The sequence below is a fragment of the Pseudomonas azotoformans genome (assembly GCF_001579805.1).
In the GTDB taxonomy this organism is placed as follows: Bacteria; Pseudomonadota; Gammaproteobacteria; order Pseudomonadales; family Pseudomonadaceae; genus Aquipseudomonas; species Aquipseudomonas azotoformans_A.
The window spans coordinates 5306791-5326304 of sequence record NZ_CP014546.1 but is presented as its reverse complement, the minus strand read 5'-3'; the positions used below and the strand labels follow the sequence as shown (position 1 = coordinate 5326304).

17 protein-coding genes are annotated in these 19514 nt (G+C 60.5%); 4 read left to right on the top strand and 13 right to left on the bottom strand.

Annotated elements, in window-relative coordinates; translation table 11 throughout:
• Nucleotides 1-4: 4 nt before the first annotated feature.
• The 12 genes from AYR47_RS24315 to AYR47_RS24260 form a co-directional block, all read right to left on the bottom strand.
• Complete coding sequence (locus AYR47_RS24315; protein ID WP_033902345.1) at nucleotides 5-778, bottom strand: 3-hydroxybutyrate dehydrogenase; 774 nt, start codon at nucleotides 776-778, stop codon at nucleotides 5-7.
• 7 nt (nucleotides 779-785) lie between these two features.
• A complete protein-coding gene (locus AYR47_RS24310) occupies nucleotides 786-2177 on the bottom strand; it encodes a GntP family permease (RefSeq protein WP_033902346.1) in 1392 nt (463 codons plus the stop codon).
• Between the two features lie 286 nt (nucleotides 2178-2463).
• Nucleotides 2464-3867 carry a sigma-54 interaction domain-containing protein gene (locus tag AYR47_RS24305; RefSeq protein WP_061448797.1) on the bottom strand — a complete coding sequence of 468 codons (1404 nt, stop codon included), beginning with the start codon at nucleotides 3865-3867 and terminating at the stop codon, nucleotides 2464-2466.
• The gene (locus AYR47_RS24300; protein ID WP_061448796.1) at nucleotides 3864-5438 is read right to left on the bottom strand and encodes an ABC transporter ATP-binding protein; all 1575 of its coding nucleotides are present in this window, start codon (nucleotides 5436-5438) and stop codon (nucleotides 3864-3866) included. The genes AYR47_RS24305 and AYR47_RS24300 overlap by 4 nt, the downstream gene beginning before the upstream one ends.
• 10 nt (nucleotides 5439-5448) lie before the next feature.
• The gene (locus AYR47_RS24295; RefSeq protein WP_028616409.1) at nucleotides 5449-6471 is read right to left on the bottom strand and encodes an ABC transporter permease; all 1023 of its coding nucleotides are present in this window, start codon (nucleotides 6469-6471) and stop codon (nucleotides 5449-5451) included.
• On the bottom strand, nucleotides 6471-7532 hold the full coding sequence (locus AYR47_RS24290; protein WP_016976573.1) for a microcin C ABC transporter permease YejB: 1062 nt from the start codon (nucleotides 7530-7532) through the stop codon (nucleotides 6471-6473). The genes AYR47_RS24295 and AYR47_RS24290 overlap by 1 nt, the downstream gene beginning before the upstream one ends.
• Complete coding sequence (locus tag AYR47_RS24285; protein WP_061448795.1) at nucleotides 7532-9391, bottom strand: extracellular solute-binding protein; 1860 nt, start codon at nucleotides 9389-9391, stop codon at nucleotides 7532-7534. Before AYR47_RS24285 ends, AYR47_RS24290 begins: the two co-directional genes overlap by 1 nt.
• A 130-nt stretch (nucleotides 9392-9521) precedes the next feature.
• Nucleotides 9522-9803 carry a peptidylprolyl isomerase gene (locus AYR47_RS24280; RefSeq protein ID WP_010210937.1) on the bottom strand — a complete coding sequence of 94 codons (282 nt, stop codon included), beginning with the start codon at nucleotides 9801-9803 and terminating at the stop codon, nucleotides 9522-9524.
• 88 nt (nucleotides 9804-9891) lie between these two features.
• Nucleotides 9892-10740 carry a response regulator transcription factor gene (locus AYR47_RS24275; RefSeq protein ID WP_033902351.1) on the bottom strand — a complete coding sequence of 283 codons (849 nt, stop codon included), beginning with the start codon at nucleotides 10738-10740 and terminating at the stop codon, nucleotides 9892-9894.
• Between the two features lie 65 nt (nucleotides 10741-10805).
• Nucleotides 10806-12224, bottom strand: coding sequence for an aminotransferase (locus AYR47_RS24270; protein WP_033902352.1), 1419 nt, complete (start codon nucleotides 12222-12224; stop codon nucleotides 10806-10808).
• Between the two features lie 25 nt (nucleotides 12225-12249).
• Entirely contained in the window at nucleotides 12250-13350 is a 1101-nt protein-coding gene (locus tag AYR47_RS24265) for a polyamine ABC transporter substrate-binding protein (RefSeq protein ID WP_061448794.1), read from the bottom strand.
• Nucleotides 13351-13447: 97 nt separating this feature from the next.
• Nucleotides 13448-13942, bottom strand: a complete 495-nt coding sequence (locus tag AYR47_RS24260; protein ID WP_033902354.1) for a DUF1543 domain-containing protein — start codon at nucleotides 13940-13942, stop codon at nucleotides 13448-13450.
• A 106-nt stretch (nucleotides 13943-14048) separates the two neighbouring features.
• Here AYR47_RS24260 and AYR47_RS24255 point away from each other — a divergent pair, with 106 nt between their 5' ends.
• A complete protein-coding gene (locus tag AYR47_RS24255; protein WP_061448793.1) occupies nucleotides 14049-14870 on the top strand; it encodes an aldo/keto reductase in 822 nt (273 codons plus the stop codon).
• Nucleotides 14871-14922: 52 nt separating this feature from the next.
• Here the strand turns inward: AYR47_RS24255 and AYR47_RS24250 are convergent, their stop codons facing one another.
• Entirely contained in the window at nucleotides 14923-15438 is a 516-nt protein-coding gene (locus AYR47_RS24250; protein ID WP_033902356.1) for an Hcp family type VI secretion system effector, read from the bottom strand.
• Nucleotides 15439-15918: 480 nt separating this feature from the next.
• On the opposite strand from AYR47_RS24250, the gene tssA reads away from it, so the two are divergent.
• Genes tssA through tssC form a run of 3 tightly spaced genes read left to right on the top strand, consistent with a single transcriptional unit; the run spans nucleotide 15919 to nucleotide 19503 of the window.
• Nucleotides 15919-17469: a type VI secretion system protein TssA gene (tssA, locus tag AYR47_RS24245; protein ID WP_082781534.1), complete on the top strand. Its 1551-nt coding sequence runs from the start codon at nucleotides 15919-15921 to the stop codon at nucleotides 17467-17469.
• 32 nt (nucleotides 17470-17501) lie between these two features.
• A complete protein-coding gene (tssB, locus tag AYR47_RS24240) occupies nucleotides 17502-17999 on the top strand; it encodes a type VI secretion system contractile sheath small subunit (protein WP_033902358.1) in 498 nt (165 codons plus the stop codon).
• 28 nt (nucleotides 18000-18027) lie between these two features.
• Nucleotides 18028-19503, top strand: coding sequence for a type VI secretion system contractile sheath large subunit (tssC, locus tag AYR47_RS24235; protein ID WP_033902359.1), 1476 nt, complete (start codon nucleotides 18028-18030; stop codon nucleotides 19501-19503).
• The last annotated feature ends 11 nt before the right edge of the window (nucleotides 19504-19514 follow it).

Below are 19514 nucleotides of genomic sequence, written 5' to 3'. Positions count from 1 at the left end.
CTTGTTATTGTGCCAGCCAGCCGCCGTCGATATTCCACGCGGCGCCGCGCACCTGGCTGCCGGCTTCGCTGCACAAGAACAGCACCAGCTCGCCCAGTTGCGGCGGCGTGACAAACTCCAGGGACGGCTGCTTCTCCGCCAGCAGATCATGCTGCGCCTGCTGCGGGTCAACGCCGGCGGCGGCACGGTCATCAATCTGCTTCTGCACCAGCGGCGTCAGCACCCAGCCGGGGCAGATGGCGTTGCACGTCACGTTGCTGGTGGCGGTTTCCAGGCCGACGACCTTGGTCAAGCCAATCACACCGTGTTTGGCTGCCACATAGGCGGCCTTGCCCACCGAACCGACCTGGCCATGCACCGAGGCGATATTGACGATACGCCCCCAGCCCTTGGCTTTCATGCCTGGCAAGCTCAACCGCGTGCTGTGGAACACCGACGACAGGTTGATTGCAATGATCGAGTCCCAGCGCTCGGCCGGAAAGTCTTCCACCGCCGCCACATGCTGGATGCCGGCATTGTTCACCAGGATATCCACGCCGCCGAATTCACGCTCGGCGTAGGCGATCATGTCGGCGATTTGCGCCGGGTCGCTGACGTCCGCCGGGTGATGGCCGACCTTGCCGCCGAACGCCTGTACCTGGGCGATCACCGCGCTGGCGTCGCCGAAGCCGTTGAGGATCAGGTTGGCGCCGGCCTTGGCCAGGCTCAGTGCAATCCCCAGGCCGATGCCGCTGGTGGAGCCGGTGACCAGGGCGGTCTTGCCGTTCAATGTCGTCATGAAAACCTCACACAATGCCGGTGGCGTAGAAAGTACCGATCACCACGAACACCGCAAGGGTCTTGATGATCGTGATGCCGAAAATGTCCTTGTAGGCTTCGCGGTGCGTCAGGCCGGTGACCGCCAGCAGCGTGATCACCGCGCCGTTGTGGGGCAGGGTGTCCATGCCGCCGCTGGCCATGGCCGCGACGCGGTGCAGCACTTCAAGGGGGATATTGGCCGCATGGGCCGCCGAAATAAAGCTCTCGGACATGGCCGCCAGGGCGATGCTCATCCCACCCGACGCCGAGCCGGTGATACCGGCCAGCAGGGTTACGGTGATCGCTTCGTTGACCAGTGGGTTAGGGATGCCCTTGAGCCAGTCCGCCAACACCAGAAAGCCTGGCAGCGAGGCGATCACGGCACCAAAGCCGTATTCGGAAGCGGTGTTCATCGCCGCCAGCAACGCACCGCTGACCGCGCTTTTGCTGCCTTCGGCGAGTTTGCTTTTGATGGCCGACCAGCCAAACACCAACACCATGACGATGCCCACCAGCAACGCCGCTTGCACCGCCCAGATCGCGGTGAGCTTGGCGATTTCGGTGGTCACCGGCGTGGTCATCCCTGGCAGGGCGAGGCTGTGGGTCTTGCCGTACCACTGCGGGATCCAATGGGTGAACAGCAGGTTCATCACGCCCACCAGAATCAGCGGCGAAAGCGCGATCCAGGGGTTGGGCAGCGCCAGGTTGTCGGCCGTTTCCGGCTCGTTGCGCAGCTCGGTGCCGTAGCCTTCACCGGCCCGTTGCGCCTTGTTGCGCTGGCGTGCCAGGTACAGCATGCCGGCGCAGAACACGAAGATCGTGCCAATCAGGCCCAGCCATGGCGCGGCCCAGGCCGTAGTGTTGAAGAAGGTGCTGGGGATGATGTTCTGGATCTGCGGCGTGCCGGGCAGGGCGTCCATGGTGAACGAGAACGCGCCGAGGGCGATGGTCGCCGGGATCAGGCGCTTGGGGATATTGCTCTGGCGGAACATCTCCGCCGCGAACGGGTACACCGCAAACACCACCACAAACAGCGACACGCCACCATAGGTGAGCAGGGCGCAGACCAGGACGATCACCAGCATCGCCTGGCGCGTGCCGAGCAAGCGGATCGCTGCGGCAACGATGGAGCGCGAAAAGCCCGACAGCTCGATCAGCTTGCCGAACACCGCGCCGAGCAGGAACACCGGGAAATACAGTTTGATAAAGCCGACCATCTTCTCCATGAACACCCCGGTAAAGGCAGGCGCGACGGCGGAGGGGTCAGTGAGCAGCACAGCGCCTAGGGCGGCAATGGGGGCAAACAGGATAACGCTATAGCCACGGTAGGCAGCCAGCATCAGCAACGCGAGCGCTGCCAGGGCAATGATCACACTCATGGTGTGTCTCCATCGGATTGTTATTTTTGTGGGGTGTTGCTGTAGGAAGGGGCTATAGCGAGATATGTGCCAACTAGCTAAGCTTTTGAAATATATGAATAAATTTCAGATATTGGATTGGCGCTATCAGATTTGTCCCTTATTTGAGACTTATGAAGATCAAATGTGGGAGCGGGCTTGCTCGCGAATGCGCTGTATCAACCAAGAATCAGGCGGCTGGCACACCATATTCGCGAGCAAGCCCGCTCCCACATTGAAATGTCTTCGTATATGGAATTGTGTCTCTCTATTGAGACTGGGCAAGATCCAACGCCACCATCTTCTTGTACAGCGTCGACCGCCCAAGCCCGAGCTGCTTGGCTGCCTCCACCACATTGCCTTCACACGCCCTCAACGCTGCCGTGATGATCTGCCGATCAAACCGTTCCCGCGCTGTGTTGAAACTTTCCCCCTCAACCGTCGCGACGGCGCTGTTACGCGCCACCGGCGTAAAGGTACCAATGGCCGCCCGTATTTCCCTGGCATTCAGCACCAGGTCATCACTCAGCAGCGCCGCGCGTTCCAACACATTGCGCAGCTCACGGATGTTCCCCGGCCACGCATGCTGCGCCAGCAGGGCCAAGGCTTCGCGGTCCAACTCATGCTGGCTGCGCAACTCCTCAAGAATCGCCTCGCTCAACGCTGGAATATCCTCCAGCCGCTCACGCAACGGCGGCACCTGGATCGGCAGCACATTCAGCCGGTAATACAGGTCGGCGCGAAACTCACCGCGTTTGATCGCCGCTTCAAGATCCATGGACGTGGCCGCAATCACCCGCACATCGCTGTGCAGCATCTCGTTGGAGCCCACCGGCTCGAATTCCTTCTCCTGCAACACCCGCAGCAATTTGCTTTGCAGCGGCAGCGGCATGTCGCCGATTTCATCGAGGAACAGCGTGCCGCCCTGGGCAATCTGGAATTTGCCCGCACGACCCTTGCGGTCGGCGCCGGTAAACGCGCCCGGTGCGGTGCCGAAGAACTCGGCCTCCAGCAGGTCAGCGGGAATCGCTGCACTGTTGATGCTGACAAAGGCCTTATGCGCACGGCTTGAAGCGCCGTGAATCGCCTGGGCCAGCAATTCCTTGCCGGTGCCGGTCTCGCCCAGCAGCAACACCGGCGACTCGGCGCTGGCACTGCGCCGCGCCCGGCGCTTGACTTCGAGGCTGGCGGCGCTGGTGCCGATAAAGTGCGCGAAGTTGTATTTGCTCTGGCGCGAGCGCAGCAACGAGCGTGTCGAGGCCAACTCCTGCTGCATGCTCAGGTAGCGCTCGATCAGCGGTGACAGGTTGCGCAGTTCATCGAACAATGCAAAGCCAATCGCGCCGATCACCGCGCCGGCATCGTTGTGGATCGGCAAACGCATCACCACCAGCGGGCCTTTGGGCGTGTCCTGGATGTCCAACAGGATCGGCTGATCATTGCGCACCACCTGGCGCAACAGGCTGTTGGAAATCACCTGCTCGCAGGGCTGGCCGATGGCTTCGTCGGCACTTTTCAGGCCAAAGCGTTTGGCGTAGCGTTCGTTCATCCACACGATGTTCGCGTCGCGGTCGACAATCACCGTGCCTTCGCTGGACTGCTCGATGATCTCGAACAGCGACTGAATGGCCAGGCCACGAACCTGTTGGTAATCCGTGAGGCTGGTACTCATGAGGATAATCCGCAGGCGGCCGCCAGCAATTCCTGGGTGTAGGGATGCTGCGGCGCGTCAAACACCCGATGGCTTGCGCCAGCCTCAACGACCTTGCCGTCCTTGATCACGATCATGTCGTGGGCCATCGCGCGCACCACCGCCAGGTCATGGCTGATGAACAGGTAAGTCAGGCCGTATTTCTCCTGCAGTTCACGCAGCAGCGCCACCACTTGCTTCTGCACGGTGCGGTCAAGGGCCGAGGTGGGTTCGTCGAGCAGCATCAGCGCCGGCTTGAGCACCAAGGCGCGGGCGATGGCAATGCGTTGGCGCTGGCCGCCGGAAAACTCATGGGGGTAACGGTGGCGGCTGGCAGGGTCGAGGCCCACATCCTTGAGCACCTGGATCACCTGCGCATCACGGTCGGCCAGGCTGCACGGCGCGTGCACCTCCAGGCCTTCGCTGATGATCTGCTCCACGGTCATGCGTGGGCTGAGGCTGCCGTAAGGGTCCTGGAACACCACCTGCATCTGCTTGCGCCATGGACGCATCTGCTGGTTATTCAGCGGGTCGAGGGCTTCACCCTGGAAGCGGATGCTGCCGGTAGAGTCCAGCAGCCGCAGGATCGCCTGGCCCAGGGTGGATTTGCCCGAGCCGGACTCACCGACAATCCCCAGGGTCTTGCCGCGTTGCACGCTGAGGCTGATGCCGTCCACCGCACGCAGGTAGGTCTTGCGCCGGAACAACCCGCCGCCGAGGGGGAATTGCACGGTCAGGTCGTCAACCTGCAACACGGTTTCGCGCTCATTGCTGCACAGCGCATCACCGTCCGGCTCGGCATCCAGCAGCAAACGGCTGTAAGGATGTTGGGGCGCATTGAACAGGCTCTGGCAGTCGGCCTGCTCGACAATCTCACCCGCGCGCATCACGCACACGCGCTGGGCAATGCTGCGCACCAGGTTGAGGTCGTGGCTGATCAGCAGCAGCGACATGCCCAGGCGTTGTTGCAGGGACTTGAGCAGCAGCAGGATCTTGCGCTGCACGGTCACGTCCAACGCGGTGGTGGGTTCGTCGGCGATCAGCAGTTCCGGCTCGCAGGCCAGGGCCATGGCGATCATCACCCGCTGGCGTTGCCCGCCGGACAGTTGATGGGGATAGGCCTTGAGCCGTTCCTGGGGTTTCTGAATGCCCACCAGGTCAAGCAATTCGAGGATGCGCGCCTGGGCCGCCTTGCCTCCCAGGCCCTTGTGCAACAGCAGGGTTTCCCCGATCTGCTTTTCGATGCTGTGCAACGGGTTCAGGGAGGTCATCGGCTCCTGGAAGATCATCGCAATACGGTTGCCGCGCAGCTTCTGCAGGGTCGCCGCCGATGCGCCAATCAGCTCCTGGCCGCGGTAGCGGATAGAGCCGGTGGTTTCGGTGCCGGCTTCGGGCAGCAATTGCAGGATCGAGTGGGCGGTCACCGACTTGCCCGAGCCCGACTCGCCGACCAGCGCCAGGCACTCGCCGGGGCGTACGTCCAGGCTCAGGTTGCGCACCACGGTCTGGCCGCTGAAGGCGACGCTGAGGTCGCGGATTTCGATCAGGTTCATAGGCGGTCACTCATGAGCGTGGGTCGAAGGCATCACGCAATGCCTCGCCGATAAACACCAGCAGCGACAGGATCAGCGCCAGTGTGAAGAACGCCGTCAGGCCCAGCCAGGGCGCTTGCAGGTTCTGCTTGCCCTGGGCAATCAGCTCGCCCAGGGAGGCGCTGCCTGCCGGCATGCCGAAACCGAGGAAATCCAGGGCGCTCAGGGTAGAAATCGCGCCGGTCAGGATGAACGGCAGGTAGCTCAAGGTCGCGGTCATGGCATTGGGCAGGATATGCCGGCGAATGATCTTGCCATCACCCAAACCCAAGGCCCGTGCGGCCTTGACGTATTCCAGGTTGCGCCCGCGCAGGAACTCGGCGCGCACCACGTCCACCAGGGCCAGCCAGGAAAACAGCGCCATGATCCCCAGCAGCCACCAGAAATTGGGCTCGACAAAACCAGACAGGATGATCAGCAGGTACAGCACCGGCAGCCCGGACCACACCTCCAGCACGCGCTGGCCAATCAAATCCACCCAGCCGCCGTAATAACCCTGCAACGCACCGGCTGCAATACCGATGGCGGCGCTGATCGCGGTGAGCGCCAGGGCAAACAGGATCGACACCCGCGCACCAAAGATCACCCGCGCCAACACATCCCGCGACTGATCGTCGGTGCCCAGCCAGTTCACCGCCGAGGGCGGGCTGGGGGCAGGGCGGGTCAGTTCGTAGTTGGGCGTGTCGTCGCTGAACGGGATTGGTGGGAACAACATCCAGCCGCCGTCCTGCTCGATCAGCTTTTTCACGTAGTCACTGCGGTAGTCAGCCTGGAAGGGCAACTGGCCGCCGAACTGTTGCTCGGTGTAACGCTTGAACACCGGGAAATACAGTTCGTTCTTGAAACTCAACACCAGGGGTTTGTCGTTGGCGATCAACTCACCGCCGAGGGTCAGGATAAACAGACCGATAAACAGCCACAGCGACCACCAGCCGCGTCGGTTTTTCTTGAAGCGCTCGAAACGGCGGCGCGCCACCGGAGACAGGTTTAGCATCAGGCGTTCCTCGCGGCGAAGTCGATACGCGGGTCCACCAGGGTGTAGCAGAGGTCACCGATGAGTTTTATCAAGAGGCCGAACAACGTGAAGATAAACAACGAACCGAAGACCACCGGGTAATCGCGGGAGACGGCGGCTTCGTAGCTCATGCGGCCCAGGCCATCGAGGGAGAAGATCACCTCGATCAGCAGGGAACCGGCGAAGAACACGGCGATGAATGCCTGGGGAATCCCCGAGATCACCAGCAACATCGCGTTACGGAACACATGGCCGTACAACACGCGCCGTTCGCTCAGGCCCTTGGCACGGGCGGTCACCACATACTGGCGCGTGATTTCGTTCAAGAACGAGTTTTTGGTGAGGATGGTCAGCGTGGCAAACCCGCCGATGACCAGCGAGGTGACTGGCAATACGAGGTGCCAGAAATAGTCGGCAATCTTGCCCACGGTGCTGAGTTCTTCGAAGTTCTCCGACACCAGCCCGCGCACCGGAAACCAGTTCAGCGACGTACCGCCGGCAAACACCACGATCAGGAACATCGCAAACAGAAACGCCGGCATCGCATAGCCGATGACAATCGCGGTGCTGCTCCACACATCAAAGCTGCTGCCGTGGCGCACCGCCTTGCGAATCCCCAAGGGGATCGACACCAGGTAGGTGATCAGCGTTGCCCACAGGCCGAGGGAGATGGTCACCGGCATCTTTTCCAGGATCAGGTCGATCACCGTCTTGCCGCGAAAAAAACTGTTACCAAAGTCCAGCTGCGCGTAGCTCTTGAGCATCAGCCACAGGCGTTCCGGCGCAGGCTTGTCGAAGCCGTACTGTTTTTCGATGTCCGCGATCAACTTCGGGTCCAGGCCACGGCTGGCGCGGGAGCCGCCGCTGATGCCTTCGCCGGAGGAACCACCGACGCCACCGCCGCCAATGCCTTGCAAATGGGCAATGGCTTGCTCCACCGGGCCGCCGGGCGCGGCTTGTACGATCACGAAATTCACCAGCAGGATGATCACCAGCGTCGGGATGATCAGCAGCAGGCGCCGCACGATATAGGCAAACATCAGCGCGCACCTCCGCGTTTTTTCAACTCAGCGTTCATTTGTTCGTTGGTCAGGGGCGTGGGGCTGATTTCCCACCAGGTTTCCAGGGCTTCGTCGTTTTTCGCCTCGATGGCCGGGCGGCCGAAGCGGTTCCACCACGCGGCGGACGTGCCGGGCGGGTAGTAGTTGGGAATCCACAGGTAATTCCATTGCAGCACCCGGTCCAGCGCGTGGGCGTAGGTGAGCATCTGCGCCTGGTTGTCGGCCTTGACCAAGCCCTTGATCAGGCTGTCGACGGCCGGGTCCTTGAGCACCATGTAGTTGTTGGCGCCGGGATCGAACGCGGCGGCCGAGCCGAAGTAGTTGTACAGCTCCATACCGGGCGAGGTGGTGACCGGGAAACCGGTGACGATCATGTCGTAGTCCCGTGCCATCACGCGGTTCACATACTGGGAGGAGTCGATACGACGGATATTCAGGGTGATACCGATTTGCGCCAGGTTGCGCTTGTACGGCAGCAGCAGGCGTTCCATGCCGCTTTGGGCATTAAGGAAAGTGAATTCCAGCGGTTCGCCCTCGGCATTCACCAGTTTGTCGCCGTCCGGTTTCCAGCCGGCTTCCTCCAGCAAGGCCAGGGCCTGCAATTGCTTGTCGCGGATCATGCCGCTGCCGTCGGTGACCGGCGCCTTGAACACCTGGGTGAACACCTCGTCCGGCACCTGGCCGCGCAAGGGTTCAAGAATCGCCAGTTCTTCTGGGGTCGGCGGCTGGCTGGCCGCCAGCGGGCTGTTGGAGAAGAAGCTCTGCTGGCGGATGTACATGTTGCGCATCATCTGTCGGTTGGCCCATTCGAAGTCCCACAGCATCGCCAGGGCCTGGCGCACGCGGCGGTCCTTGAACATCGGCTTTTGCACATTGAACACATAACCCTGGGCCGGTTGCGGCATTTCCTTGGCCAGGTGCGCGCGTTGCAGGCGACCGTCATCCAAGGCCGGGCCGTTGTAGCCGATGGAGTAACCGGTGGCGGAAAACTCGCGGTTGAAATCGTAGGCACCGCCGCGCAATACCTGGCGGGCCACTTCGGTGTCGCCGAAGTACTCCAGGCTCAGGTGATCGAAGTTATACAGGCCACGACTGACGGGCAGGTCCTTGCCCCACCAGTTCGGATCGCGGGTAAAGGTGATGGTGCTGCCGGAGTCGATCTTGCTGACTTTATAGGGGCCGCTGCCCAGAGGCGCCTCATAGCCGCCGCCATTGGCGAAGTCGCGGGTCTTCCACCAGTGTTCCGGGAAGACCGGCAGGGTGGCGATGTCCAGGGGCAGGGTGCGGTTTTCATTGCTGGAGAAATCGAAACGCACTTGGCGTTCGCCCTCGACTTCGACGTGCTTGACGTCGGCAAACAGGGTGCGAAAGCGCAGGCTGCCTTGGGTCATCAGCAGTTCGAAGCTGTAGCGCACATCTTCGGCGGTGATGGCCTTGCCGTCGGCAAAGCGGGCCTTGGGGTTGAGGAAAAAACGCAGCGACAGGCCGTCGTCGGCGCGCTCCATCTTTTCGGCCACCAGGCCGTAAACGGTGTAGGGCTCGTCCAGGGAGCGCTGGGCCAGGGGCGCATACAGCCAGCCGTCGACCTGGGAAACGCCGATGCCTTTGTCGATATAGGGCAACACGTGGTCAAAGCGCCCGATCTCGATGGCCGAGCGGCGCAGGCTGCCGCCTTTGGGGGCGTTCGGGTTGGCATAGTCAAAATGGGTAAAGCCGGCGGGGTATTTGGCCGGTTCGCCGTACACGGTCAGGTACGGTTGAGGTGCCGCGATCACGGCGGTGCTGGCCAGCAGCAGGGCCAGGGTCGAACTCAAAATGTAGGAAAAAGCCAATCGCATTGTCAGCCTTGAACGCCGTGTGAAGTAGAAAAGGGATTTGTACGCTAACGGCATCAGCGTCGCCAGTCATCACATGCACAACGGCCCACCAAAAGGCGGGCCGTTGTTTAAAGCATCAGCGCGGACTGGATCAGTCCTGGCGGCTGGTGACTTCCAGCAGGTGGTAGCCGAACTGGGTTTTCACAGGGCCTTGCACGGTGTTGACCGGGGCGCTGAAGACGACAGTGTCGAATTCCTTGACCATCTGGCCTGGACCAAACGAACCCAGGTTGCCGCCGTCGCGGCTGGACGGGCAGCTGGAGTTGGCTTTGGCGATCTCTGCGAAATCGGCGCCGCCTTCGATTTGGGCCTTGAGTTCGTTGCACTTGTCTTCAGTGGAAACGAGGATGTGACGGGCGGTGGCTTTGGCCATGGGAAGTAACTCCTTGAATGAAAAGGGTGAGCCTACCGGATTCAGGCGGTTATTTCCTGGCAAAGTTCCCGCCGATTGCCTGAGTGGTTCAACTGCGGGCCATGGCGCCACTGCGGGTCAGCCATTCGATAAACAGCGCAAACAGCTCGGCCTGGGAATTGATCGCCAGCTTGGTGTACAGATTCTTACGGTGCATGCGCACGGTTTCCGGCGAAATGCCCAGCACTTGCGCGGTGGATTTCACCGAATGCCCGCGCAGGATCAAGTGGGCGATCTCACGCTCCCGCACGGTCAATACGCCGCTGCCGAACTCCATGAATGCAGCTTCAATCTGCTGATGGGCTTGGGTCTGGGTGAAGGCGTCGTCGCTGATCACTTTGGTCAGGCCACCGCTCGTGCCGAAACGGCGCAGTAATTCGCGGACCATGGCTTGGGTGGCTTTCTGCAGCGCCAGTTGTGGCTCAGTGAATTGCCCGGCGCTCAAGCCTTGGAACATGCACAGAGAAATCTTGCTCTGGGGACACAGGTCGACAATGTAGTAGCTCTCCTGGGCGCCGCCGCTGCGCAGGTAATAGGTCTTGTAGTACTCGCTGTTGAAAAAATCGTCCGGGGCAATCTCGGCCAGGGGGTAGAAACCTTCGGCCAGGCCTTTGTCCACTGCCAGGCAAAAGGGATCGAGCAAGTAGCCACGGGAAAAGTAGCGGTGGATGATCTCGTCCTGGTAGGTGCGGGGAATGCCTTGCTGGTACAGCAAGTGCGGCGGCAGGCCCTGACGCTCCAGGCTGATCATCATCGATTCGATGGGCGTGAGCGTGCAGAGCGCGCTGGCCAGGTGTTCGAGGAACGAAGCCTCGTCCACATGAATAAGCGCCTGGCCCAGGGCGTGGTGCCAGGCTTCCAGTTGCTGCAGGGAGGGGGCGGGGCTGGTGGTTGTCATGACGGCCAGTCTACCCGGCCGTCGATGCCCAGGCCACAACGCCGAGACGGGCTCGGCGCTATAGGTCATCGGCCCTGGTACTCGCCGCTGGCGCGCAGTTCGGCTGCCGTGTCGAGGATGCACTGGCGCAGGGTCTCCACCACCTCATCGACCTGGGCGTGGGTGATGATCAGTGGCGGTGACATCACGTTCAGATGGCCGATGGGGCGCACCAACAAGCCTTTGGCCTGGGCGCGCAGGTGGATTTTTTCGCCGATGTTGACCGCGTCCGGCAACAGCGCCTTGGTGCGTTTATCCGCCACGAACTCAATGCAGGCCATCAGGCGCTGGCAGCGGATGTCGCCTACCAGGGGCAAGTCGGCCAGGGTTTTCAGGCGTTGTTCCAGATACACGCCAACCTCTTCGACATGGGCCAGCAGGTTTTCCCGCTCGATGATTTCGATATTTTTCAGTGCCGCCACACAACTCACCGGATGCCCGCTGTAGGTGAAACCGTGGGTGAAGCAGCGACCCTTGCCCGGTTCACCGATGACTTGCCAGATACGCTGCGAGAAAATGCACGCGCCCAGCGGCAGGTAGCCGGAGGTCAGGCCCTTGGCGGTGGTGATGATGTCGGGCTGCATGCCGAACACCTCTTCGGAGGCGAAAAACGCACCGAGGCGCCCGAATGAGGTCACCACTTCATCGGCGACGTACAGCAGGTCATGACGCTGGCAGATTTCCCACATGCGCCGATGGTAGCCCTGCGGCGGAATGATCACGCCGCCGGAGCCCATGATCGGCTCAGCGAAGAACGCCGCCACATTGTCCGCGCCGAGGGTGAGGATCTTGTCTTCGAACTCGTTCACCAGGAAGTCGAGGAAGTCAGCCTCGCTCATCCCCTCCGGCGCCCGGTAGTAGTTGGGGCAGGAGATGTGGTGGAACAGGTCGCTCATGAAATCGAATTCCGGCGCGCGGTCAGCGGCCTTGTTACCAATCGACATCGTCAGGAACGTACTGCCGTGGTAGGCGCTGAAGCGCGAGATAATGTGCTTCTTGGTCGGTTTGCCGCGACTGTTCTGATAGAACTGCACCAGTCGGTAGGCCGTGTCCACCGCCGTGGAGCCGCCAGTGGTGAGGAACACATGATCAAGGTCGCCGGGCGCCAGGCTGGCGAGCTTGGCGCAGAGTTCGATGGCGGTGACGTTTGCCATGTCACAGAACGGGTTGGAGTACGCCAGTTGGCGCACCTGGTTGGCGATGGCGTCGGCCATTTCCTCGCGGCCCAGGCCGATATTCGTACACCACATGCCGCCGACCGCATCCAGGTAACGGTTGCCGTGAGTGTCATAGATGTAGGCGCCGTCGCCCATCGCGATGTTCAACGAGCCTTGTTCACGGTGTTCGTCGAACATGTGGAAACCGTGCATGTAGTGGGCTTTGTCGGCGGCGTCCAGTTTGTCGTGGTCGAACTGGGCGAAGAAAGCGGGATTTGGCAGAGTCATGGCATTTACCTTCAATGGCTGGGGGTCACTTGCCGGTCTTGACGGCGTTCCAGGTGCGGGTGATCAGGCGTACAGCGGCCGGCGGCTGGCTTTTCTGGGTGAACAGGCGCTGCATCGTCGTCGGATCGGGGTAGATGGCCGGGTTGTCGCGGATATCGGCATTCACCAAGGGCTTGGCGGCCAGGTTGCTGTTGGCGTAGTGGATGGTGTTGCTGACGCCGGCCATGGTGCTGGGTTGCAGGAGGAATTCGATGAACCGGTGGGCGTTGGCCACATGGGGCGCATCGGCGGGGATGTAGAAGTTATCGAACCAGATCAGCGAGCCTTCCTTGGGGATGAAATAGTCCAGCGTGATCTTGGCCCCGGCCTCCGTTGCCCGTGCCTGAGACGTGGCGTAGTCGCCGGACCAGGTGGTGGCCAGGCACAGATCACCGTTGGCCAAACCGTTGATGAAACCGCTGGAGTCGAATTTGCGGATGTACGGGCGCACCGCCATCAACACGTCCTGGGCGGCCTTGAGGTCTTTTGGGGCGACGCTGTTGGGGTCCAGGCCGAGGTAGGTCAGCGCCAGGGGAATCATGTCAGTGGGGGAGTCCATGAACGTGATGCCGCAATCGGCGAAGCGCGACACCACTTTCGGGTCAAAAATCATCGCCAGGGAGCCGATAGGCGCGTCCGGCATGCGCGCCTTGATCATGTCGACGTTGTAGGTCACGCCATTGCTGCCCCAGGTGTAGGGCGCGGAATAAGTGACGCCGGGGTCGTGGGCTTCCAGGCTTTTCAGCACCAATGGATCAAGGTTCTTCCAGTCGGGTAACTGGGACTTGTCCAGTGGCTGGAAGACGCCGCCCTTGATCAGCAGCGGTACCAGGGAAGCGTTGAGCAGGGCCAGGTCATACCCGGAGCGTCCGGAAAGCAACTTGCCCTGCACGGTTTCGTAGGAGTCGTAGGTGTCGTAGACCACCTTGATCCCCGTGGCTTTCTCGAAATCGGCCAGGGTGGTGTCGCCGATGTAGTCCGCCCAGTTGTAGATGCGCAAGGTATTGCCTGGGTCGTCGGCGGCCTGGCTCAAGGTGCAGGATGCAAGCAATGCGGCGCTGAACAGGGCGATAAAGGCTTTACGCATGGGGACCCACCTTGAGTTGTGCTTGTTATCAGGCTGAGGGACTGATTGCACTGTCAGGCAGGTGGCCGGTGGGCGCCATACCCCGTTCGGGTAGGGTTCAGCTCAGGACGATGTAGTCGTTCTGCTGGATGATCGGCCGGTGCGGGCCCTGCACCAGATGAATATAGCGACCGCTCACCAGATCAATGGGCAGGCAGTCGTCGATGTCCAGCACCCCATCGGTGTGGGCTTGGGACCAGTGGCGCAGCATCTGTTGCTTGCCTTTGCTCATGGCTTCCTGTTTGTTGCGGGCGACCACCAGCAGGTAGTGGTGGGCTTCACCAAAGCTATTGGACTCGTAACCGCCAAGGTTGATGAAGTACAGGTGGTGCGCCCCAGCAGCAGGGGCCAGATGGCTGAGTTCGACTTTCCAGCCGTCGACGCCCTCCACGGCCATCCAGGCATCGATATGTACACCCTTGGGGCTGCCGAACCAGTCGGCGCGCAGTTGCGGGTAGGTCGCTTCCAGCGTGTCCGCGACCGCAAACACCACATCGTGCACTTCAATCTTTGCCCGTGGGTGCTTGCCCCCGAGCATGACGACAAACAGCATTACAGGTTCTTCCTGGTGGCTTGGCAGAGGCTAACCTTACTTCGATTGAACCCTTTTGTCCGGTCAATGCCACACTGTTAATCCGCGAACTCATCAGGAGGTTGTCATGCGTACCATTGATCTGGCGGGCGTCCCCGTCCCTGTCATCGGCCAGGGAACCTGGCGCATGGGCGAAAATCCCGACCAGCACCGCGCCGAAGTCGCGGCCTTGCAACTGGGCATCGACGAGGGCATGACCCTGATCGATACCGCCGAAATGTACGGTGAGGGCGGCGCCGAAACGGTCGTCGGCGAAGCCATTCGCGGCAGGCGCGACCAGGTGTTCCTGGTGAGCAAGGTCTACCCGCACAACGCCAGCCACAAGGGCGTGCCCCGTGCCTGTGAAGCCAGCCTCCAGCGCCTAGGCACGGACTACATTGATCTCTATCTGTTGCACTGGCGCGGCCAACACCCCCTTGAGGAAACCGTCGAAGCCTTCGAACGCCTGCGTGAAGCCGGCAAGATCGGCCGCTGGGGCGTCTCCAATTTCGATGTGGCCGATCTGCAGGAACTCGCATCCCCGGCGTGCGCCACCAATCAGGTGCTCTACAACATCGAAGAGCGCGGCATCGAATTTGACCTGCTGCCGTGGTGGCAACAGCATCACTTGCCCTTGATGGCGTACTGTCCGATTGCCCAGGGTGGCGAGTTGTTGTCCAGCCCGACCCTCAAGCAGATCGCCCGTCGACATGAGGTCACGCCCGCCCAGGTCTCACTGGCCTGGGTGTTGCGCCAAGACGGTGTGATCGCGATCCCCAAGGCGGTCACCCCAGAGCACGTGCGGCTCAACGCAGCCGCCGCCAAGCTGGTACTGGATGAGCACGACCTCGACGCGATTGACCGCGTGTTTGGCGCACCCAAGCGCAAGCACCCTCTGGCGATGGTTTAGCCCGCGGTCAGGAACGGCGCCTCCCTTGGCACCGTTCCCTGGTTAATCCGGTTTAACCCGTAACCGGGCTGCGCCAGTCATCGGACCCGGAAGTGCCGGACACTTCGTGGGTCCACACGATCTTGCGGTAGGTGAAATACACATCCTCCAAGTGGGTGAAGTGGGCGTTGTCCGGGTCCTGGCAGTTGGGCATGCGTGACTGGATATCCACGATGGTCGCGCCCTCCAGTTCGATGGTGAAGTAGTGCTCCTGGGTGCCGGCGGACGAGGTGCGCAGCCATTCCAGCCGGCACTTGACCTCTTCGCCGCTGGTCAGTGCGCTGAACAGCAATGGGGAGGATTTATCGAAGACTTTGCTGATCATCATGGGTTTGTGGACCCGCTGGCCGGTGGGCTGGCCGGATTGAGGATCGCGGGGAATGATCACCTGATGAGCAAACGCCTGGACCAGGATCTGGTCCTCATGGCCTTCCTGGTAAATATTACCTACCGAGTCCTGGGTAAACGTGCCTGCCGTGATCAAACCTTGTTTGACACCGGTGATGGAAAGATAGGCGGGTGTTGGCATGACGGGTTTCCTTGTCTGATTGAAGAGGTAGTCCCAACCGATCATGACACCGGTTGGGCAAGTCCCTGTTACTACAAGAAGCGTGCCTGAAAGTGGGTGGATTAATAAATACGGGGGGTTGGCGCTAAATAAGTCTGGGGTGCTAATCAAACGAGATGGTTTTGGTTGTTATATGGCGTATTTAGTTGCGCAGAGGTGTGCATTTAATTGCTCGGTGCACACGCGGGTTAAATAGGGAGGTCGTAATAGAGTTTAAATCGCACCCCTGCGTCAGTGCGCAAAATGCTGCGCAGTGGCTTTGTTTGCGGGGTTGTAGGAAAAGGATTAAGTATTATTCTGTCGCTTGCTGAATGCTTTTGGCGTGGCTAAGGTTTGGGAGCTTTGCAGGAATTACAGCAAGGTTAAGATGGCCTGTTGGTGTGCTTTTTAAGTGTCGCTAGTTGGCTTTTCCCTGTTTTGGTTAGTTGCGCCAGGTGTTGAATGTCGTATTCGGACAAGCTGTGTGATTACTATCTTGAAGTTGCAAGGTTGCCTTGTGCGCAAACAAGTTTTGCGGGCAGCGATATGCGCTTTTCGAGTGAGTATGAAACCTTGGAGTCCGAGCTGGCAAAGGCGCAATCGATCCATGGCAGCAGTCAGCCGGATTGGCACAAGGTTTTGGAAACCAGCGAAGGCCTGTTACGGCAACAATCCAAGGATCTACGCGTGGCGGTCTGGTTGACCTGGGCCTTGCACCAGCGCGAATCCTATCCAGGGCTGCTGGCGGGGCTCGGGATGTTGCGCTATCTCTGCGAGCATCATTGGTCGGTGGCCTACCCCGAAAAGCTGCGTACCCGTGGCGCAGCATTCGCTTGGTTGGTGTTGCGCCTCGAGCCTTTGTTCGCGCAAGGCTTGCCGTTGCAGAACCAGCAGCCCTTGTTTCGCGCTGTACTGGAGCAACTCAAAGGTCTCGATGAGCTATGGGCCAAGCACTTCGCGGATGACGCGCCGTTGCTGCTGCCGATTCGCAGGCAATTGGCTCAACGACTGGAGCGTGCGGCTCAGGACGATACCCCGGCGGCGGGGTTAAGCGGTGTCATTGCGCAGGTCCAGCAAGCGGCCAGCCAATTGCTCAAACCCGAAGCCGTTGTGAATAACGAAAAAGACGCCAGCAAGTTGCTACGTACCTTGCAGGAGCAGGCCCGCCCGTTGTGTACCTGGTGGTTGCGCCAGAACGCTACCGACCTGCGCGCCTTGCGCCTCAACCGAACATTGAATTGGTTGGTACTGGCCAGCTACCCGGATGCCGACAACGAACGGGTGACCGCGTTGCGCGGGCCTGCCCCTGACAAGCTCAAGCGTTATCAGGAGCGTTTTGCCCAAGGGCATTACGCCGACCTGGTACTTGAACTCGAGGCCAGTCTGGCCGGTGCCATGTTCTGGTTCGATGGGTTGCGCATGCTCTGGCAATGCCTGGAAGCCTTGCAGGCCGAACAGGCCATGCTCGAGTTGGAAGTTGTCTTCGCCTTGTTGTTGCAACGCTTGCCGGACCTGCCGTCGTTCTGCTTTCACGACCGCGTTCCTTTTGCCGACGCCGCCAGCCGTGACTGGATCACGCTGCAGGTCAGCCGGCATTTGCAAGTACCCGAATCAGCCGCCGTGGTGGATTCCGAAGCCGAGCCCTGGGAGCTCGCCTTGCAGGCGGTAGCGCCCAGGTTGCGCAAGGATGGGCTCAAGGCCGCGATCCATGAACTCAAGCAAGGCAGCCTCGCCGCTCGCAGTGATCGCGCGCGTTTTCACTGGCGGCTGGCACAGGCGCGCCTGTGTGTGCAGGCGGGCAAGCATGAGCTGGCGAAGATCCAGCTCGAACACCTGGACCACGAACTGCAACGCACAGGCCTTGAGCGCTGGGAACCGGAGCTGGCACTTCAAGTTGCCCAGCTTCTGTATCGCTGCTGCGACCTGCTGCCACAAAACCACGCCGTGCGCGAGCGCAAGGAAGACACCCATCGCAGGCTGTGCCTCTTCGATCTGGAAGCGGTACTTGAATAGGCTTTCGAGCCACTTGAAAAAGGAGAGACACCATGGCCAAAGAAGCTTCGGTCGCCCCCAAGGAACGCATCAATATCACGTTCAAACCCGCTATCGGCGGAGCGCAGGAAGAAGTCGAACTGCCACTGAAACTGTTGGTGCTGGGCGATTTCATCCAACGTGAGGACGTGCGCAAGCTCGAAGATCGCAAGCCCATCGCGATCGACAAGAACACCCTTGATGACGTGCTGGCCAAGCAGGCGTTGAGCCTGACGCTGAACGTGCCCAACCGCCTGCAGGAGGATTCAGGTGTTGAGGAGTTGGCCATTCAGGTGCGCATCAATGCAATGAAGGACTTCAATCCCGCGAACCTGGTTGAGCAGGTGCCCGAATTGCACAAGTTGATGGCGTTGCGCGAGGCACTGATGGCGCTCAAGGGACCCTTGGGAAACACCCCGAGCTTTCGCAAGGCTATCGAGCAGGCCCTGGCGGATGACGAGTCCCGCGCCAGGGTACTGGCTGAGCTGGGTCTGGACAGCCCCGACGCCTGACATTTTTCAGTAAAAGGACACTGACCGCATGACGACACAACAACACACACTGCCAGCACCCACCGATGATCAATTCAGCATTCTCGACAACATCGTTGCCCAGACTCTGCTGAGTGCAGACGACGAGGCGTATGGCATTGCCAAGCGGGGCGTCTCGGCGTTCATCGAAGAGCTGATCAAACCGCAGAATCGTGGTGAGCCCGTCAAGAAACGCTTGGTCGACCGGATGATTGCCGAGATCGACACGAAGCTCAGCCTGCAGATGGATGAGATTTTGCACCACCCGCAATTCCAGGCTCTGGAAGCCGCCTGGAAGGGATTGCAGTTGTTGGTTGACCGTACCAACTTCCGCGAGAACATCAAGATCGAACTGCTGAACGTCTCCCGGCAAGACCTGTTGGAAGATTTCGAGGATTCACCGGAAGTGACCCAGTCCGGGTTGTACAAACATATCTACAGTGCTGAGTATGGTCAGTTTGGTGGTCAGCCTGTGGGCGCGATTATCGCCAACTACTTTCTGTCTCCCAGTGCACCCGACGTGAAACTGATGCAGTACGCATCCAGCGTGGCCTGCATGGCCCATGCGCCATTCATCGCCGCTGCCGGGCCGGCGTTCTTCGGGTTGGAGAGTTTTACCGGCCTGCCGGACCTGAAAGACCTGAAGGACCACTTCGAAGGTCCTCAATTTGCCAAATGGCAAAGTTTTCGCCTAAGCGAAGACGCACGCTATATCGGCTTGACCGTGCCGCGCTTTCTGCTCCGTACGCCTTACGATCCAGTTGAGTGTCCGGTCAAGACCTTCGCTTATCAGGAAAACGTGGTCAACAGCCATGAACATTACCTGTGGGGCAACACGGCATACGCCTTTGCCACGCGCCTGACTGACAGCTTCGCGCGCTTTCGCTGGTGCCCGAATATCATCGGCCCGCAAAGCGGTGGTGCGGTGGAAGACTTGCCGCTGCATCACTTCCAGAGCATGGGTGAGATCGAAACCAAAATCCCGACGGAAGTGCTGGTTTCCGACCGCCGTGAGTACGAGCTGGCGCAAGAGGGCTTCATTGCCTTGACGATGCGCAAAGGCAGCGATAATGCCGCGTTTTTCTCCGCCAGTTCGGTGCAGAAGCCGAAACACTTTGGCCTCAGTCCCGAGGGCAGGGAAGCCGAGCTGAATTACCGCTTGGGTACCCAATTGCCCTACATGATGGTGGTCAATCGCCTGGCCCACTACCTTAAGGTTCTTCAGCGCGAGCAATTGGGTTCGTGGAAGGAGCGCACAGACCTGGAGCTGGAACTCAATAAATGGATTCGCCAGTACGTCGCCGATCAGGAAAACCCCAGTGCCGAAGTGCGTGGACGACGGCCATTGCGCGCGGCGCGCATCGTTGTCAGTGATGTCGACGGCGAGCCCGGCTGGTACCGCGTCAACCTGAGTGTACGGCCGCACTTCAAGTACATGGGGGCCGACTTCACGCTGTCCCTGGTCGGCAAGCTCGATAAAGAATGAGCAGCGGCCAG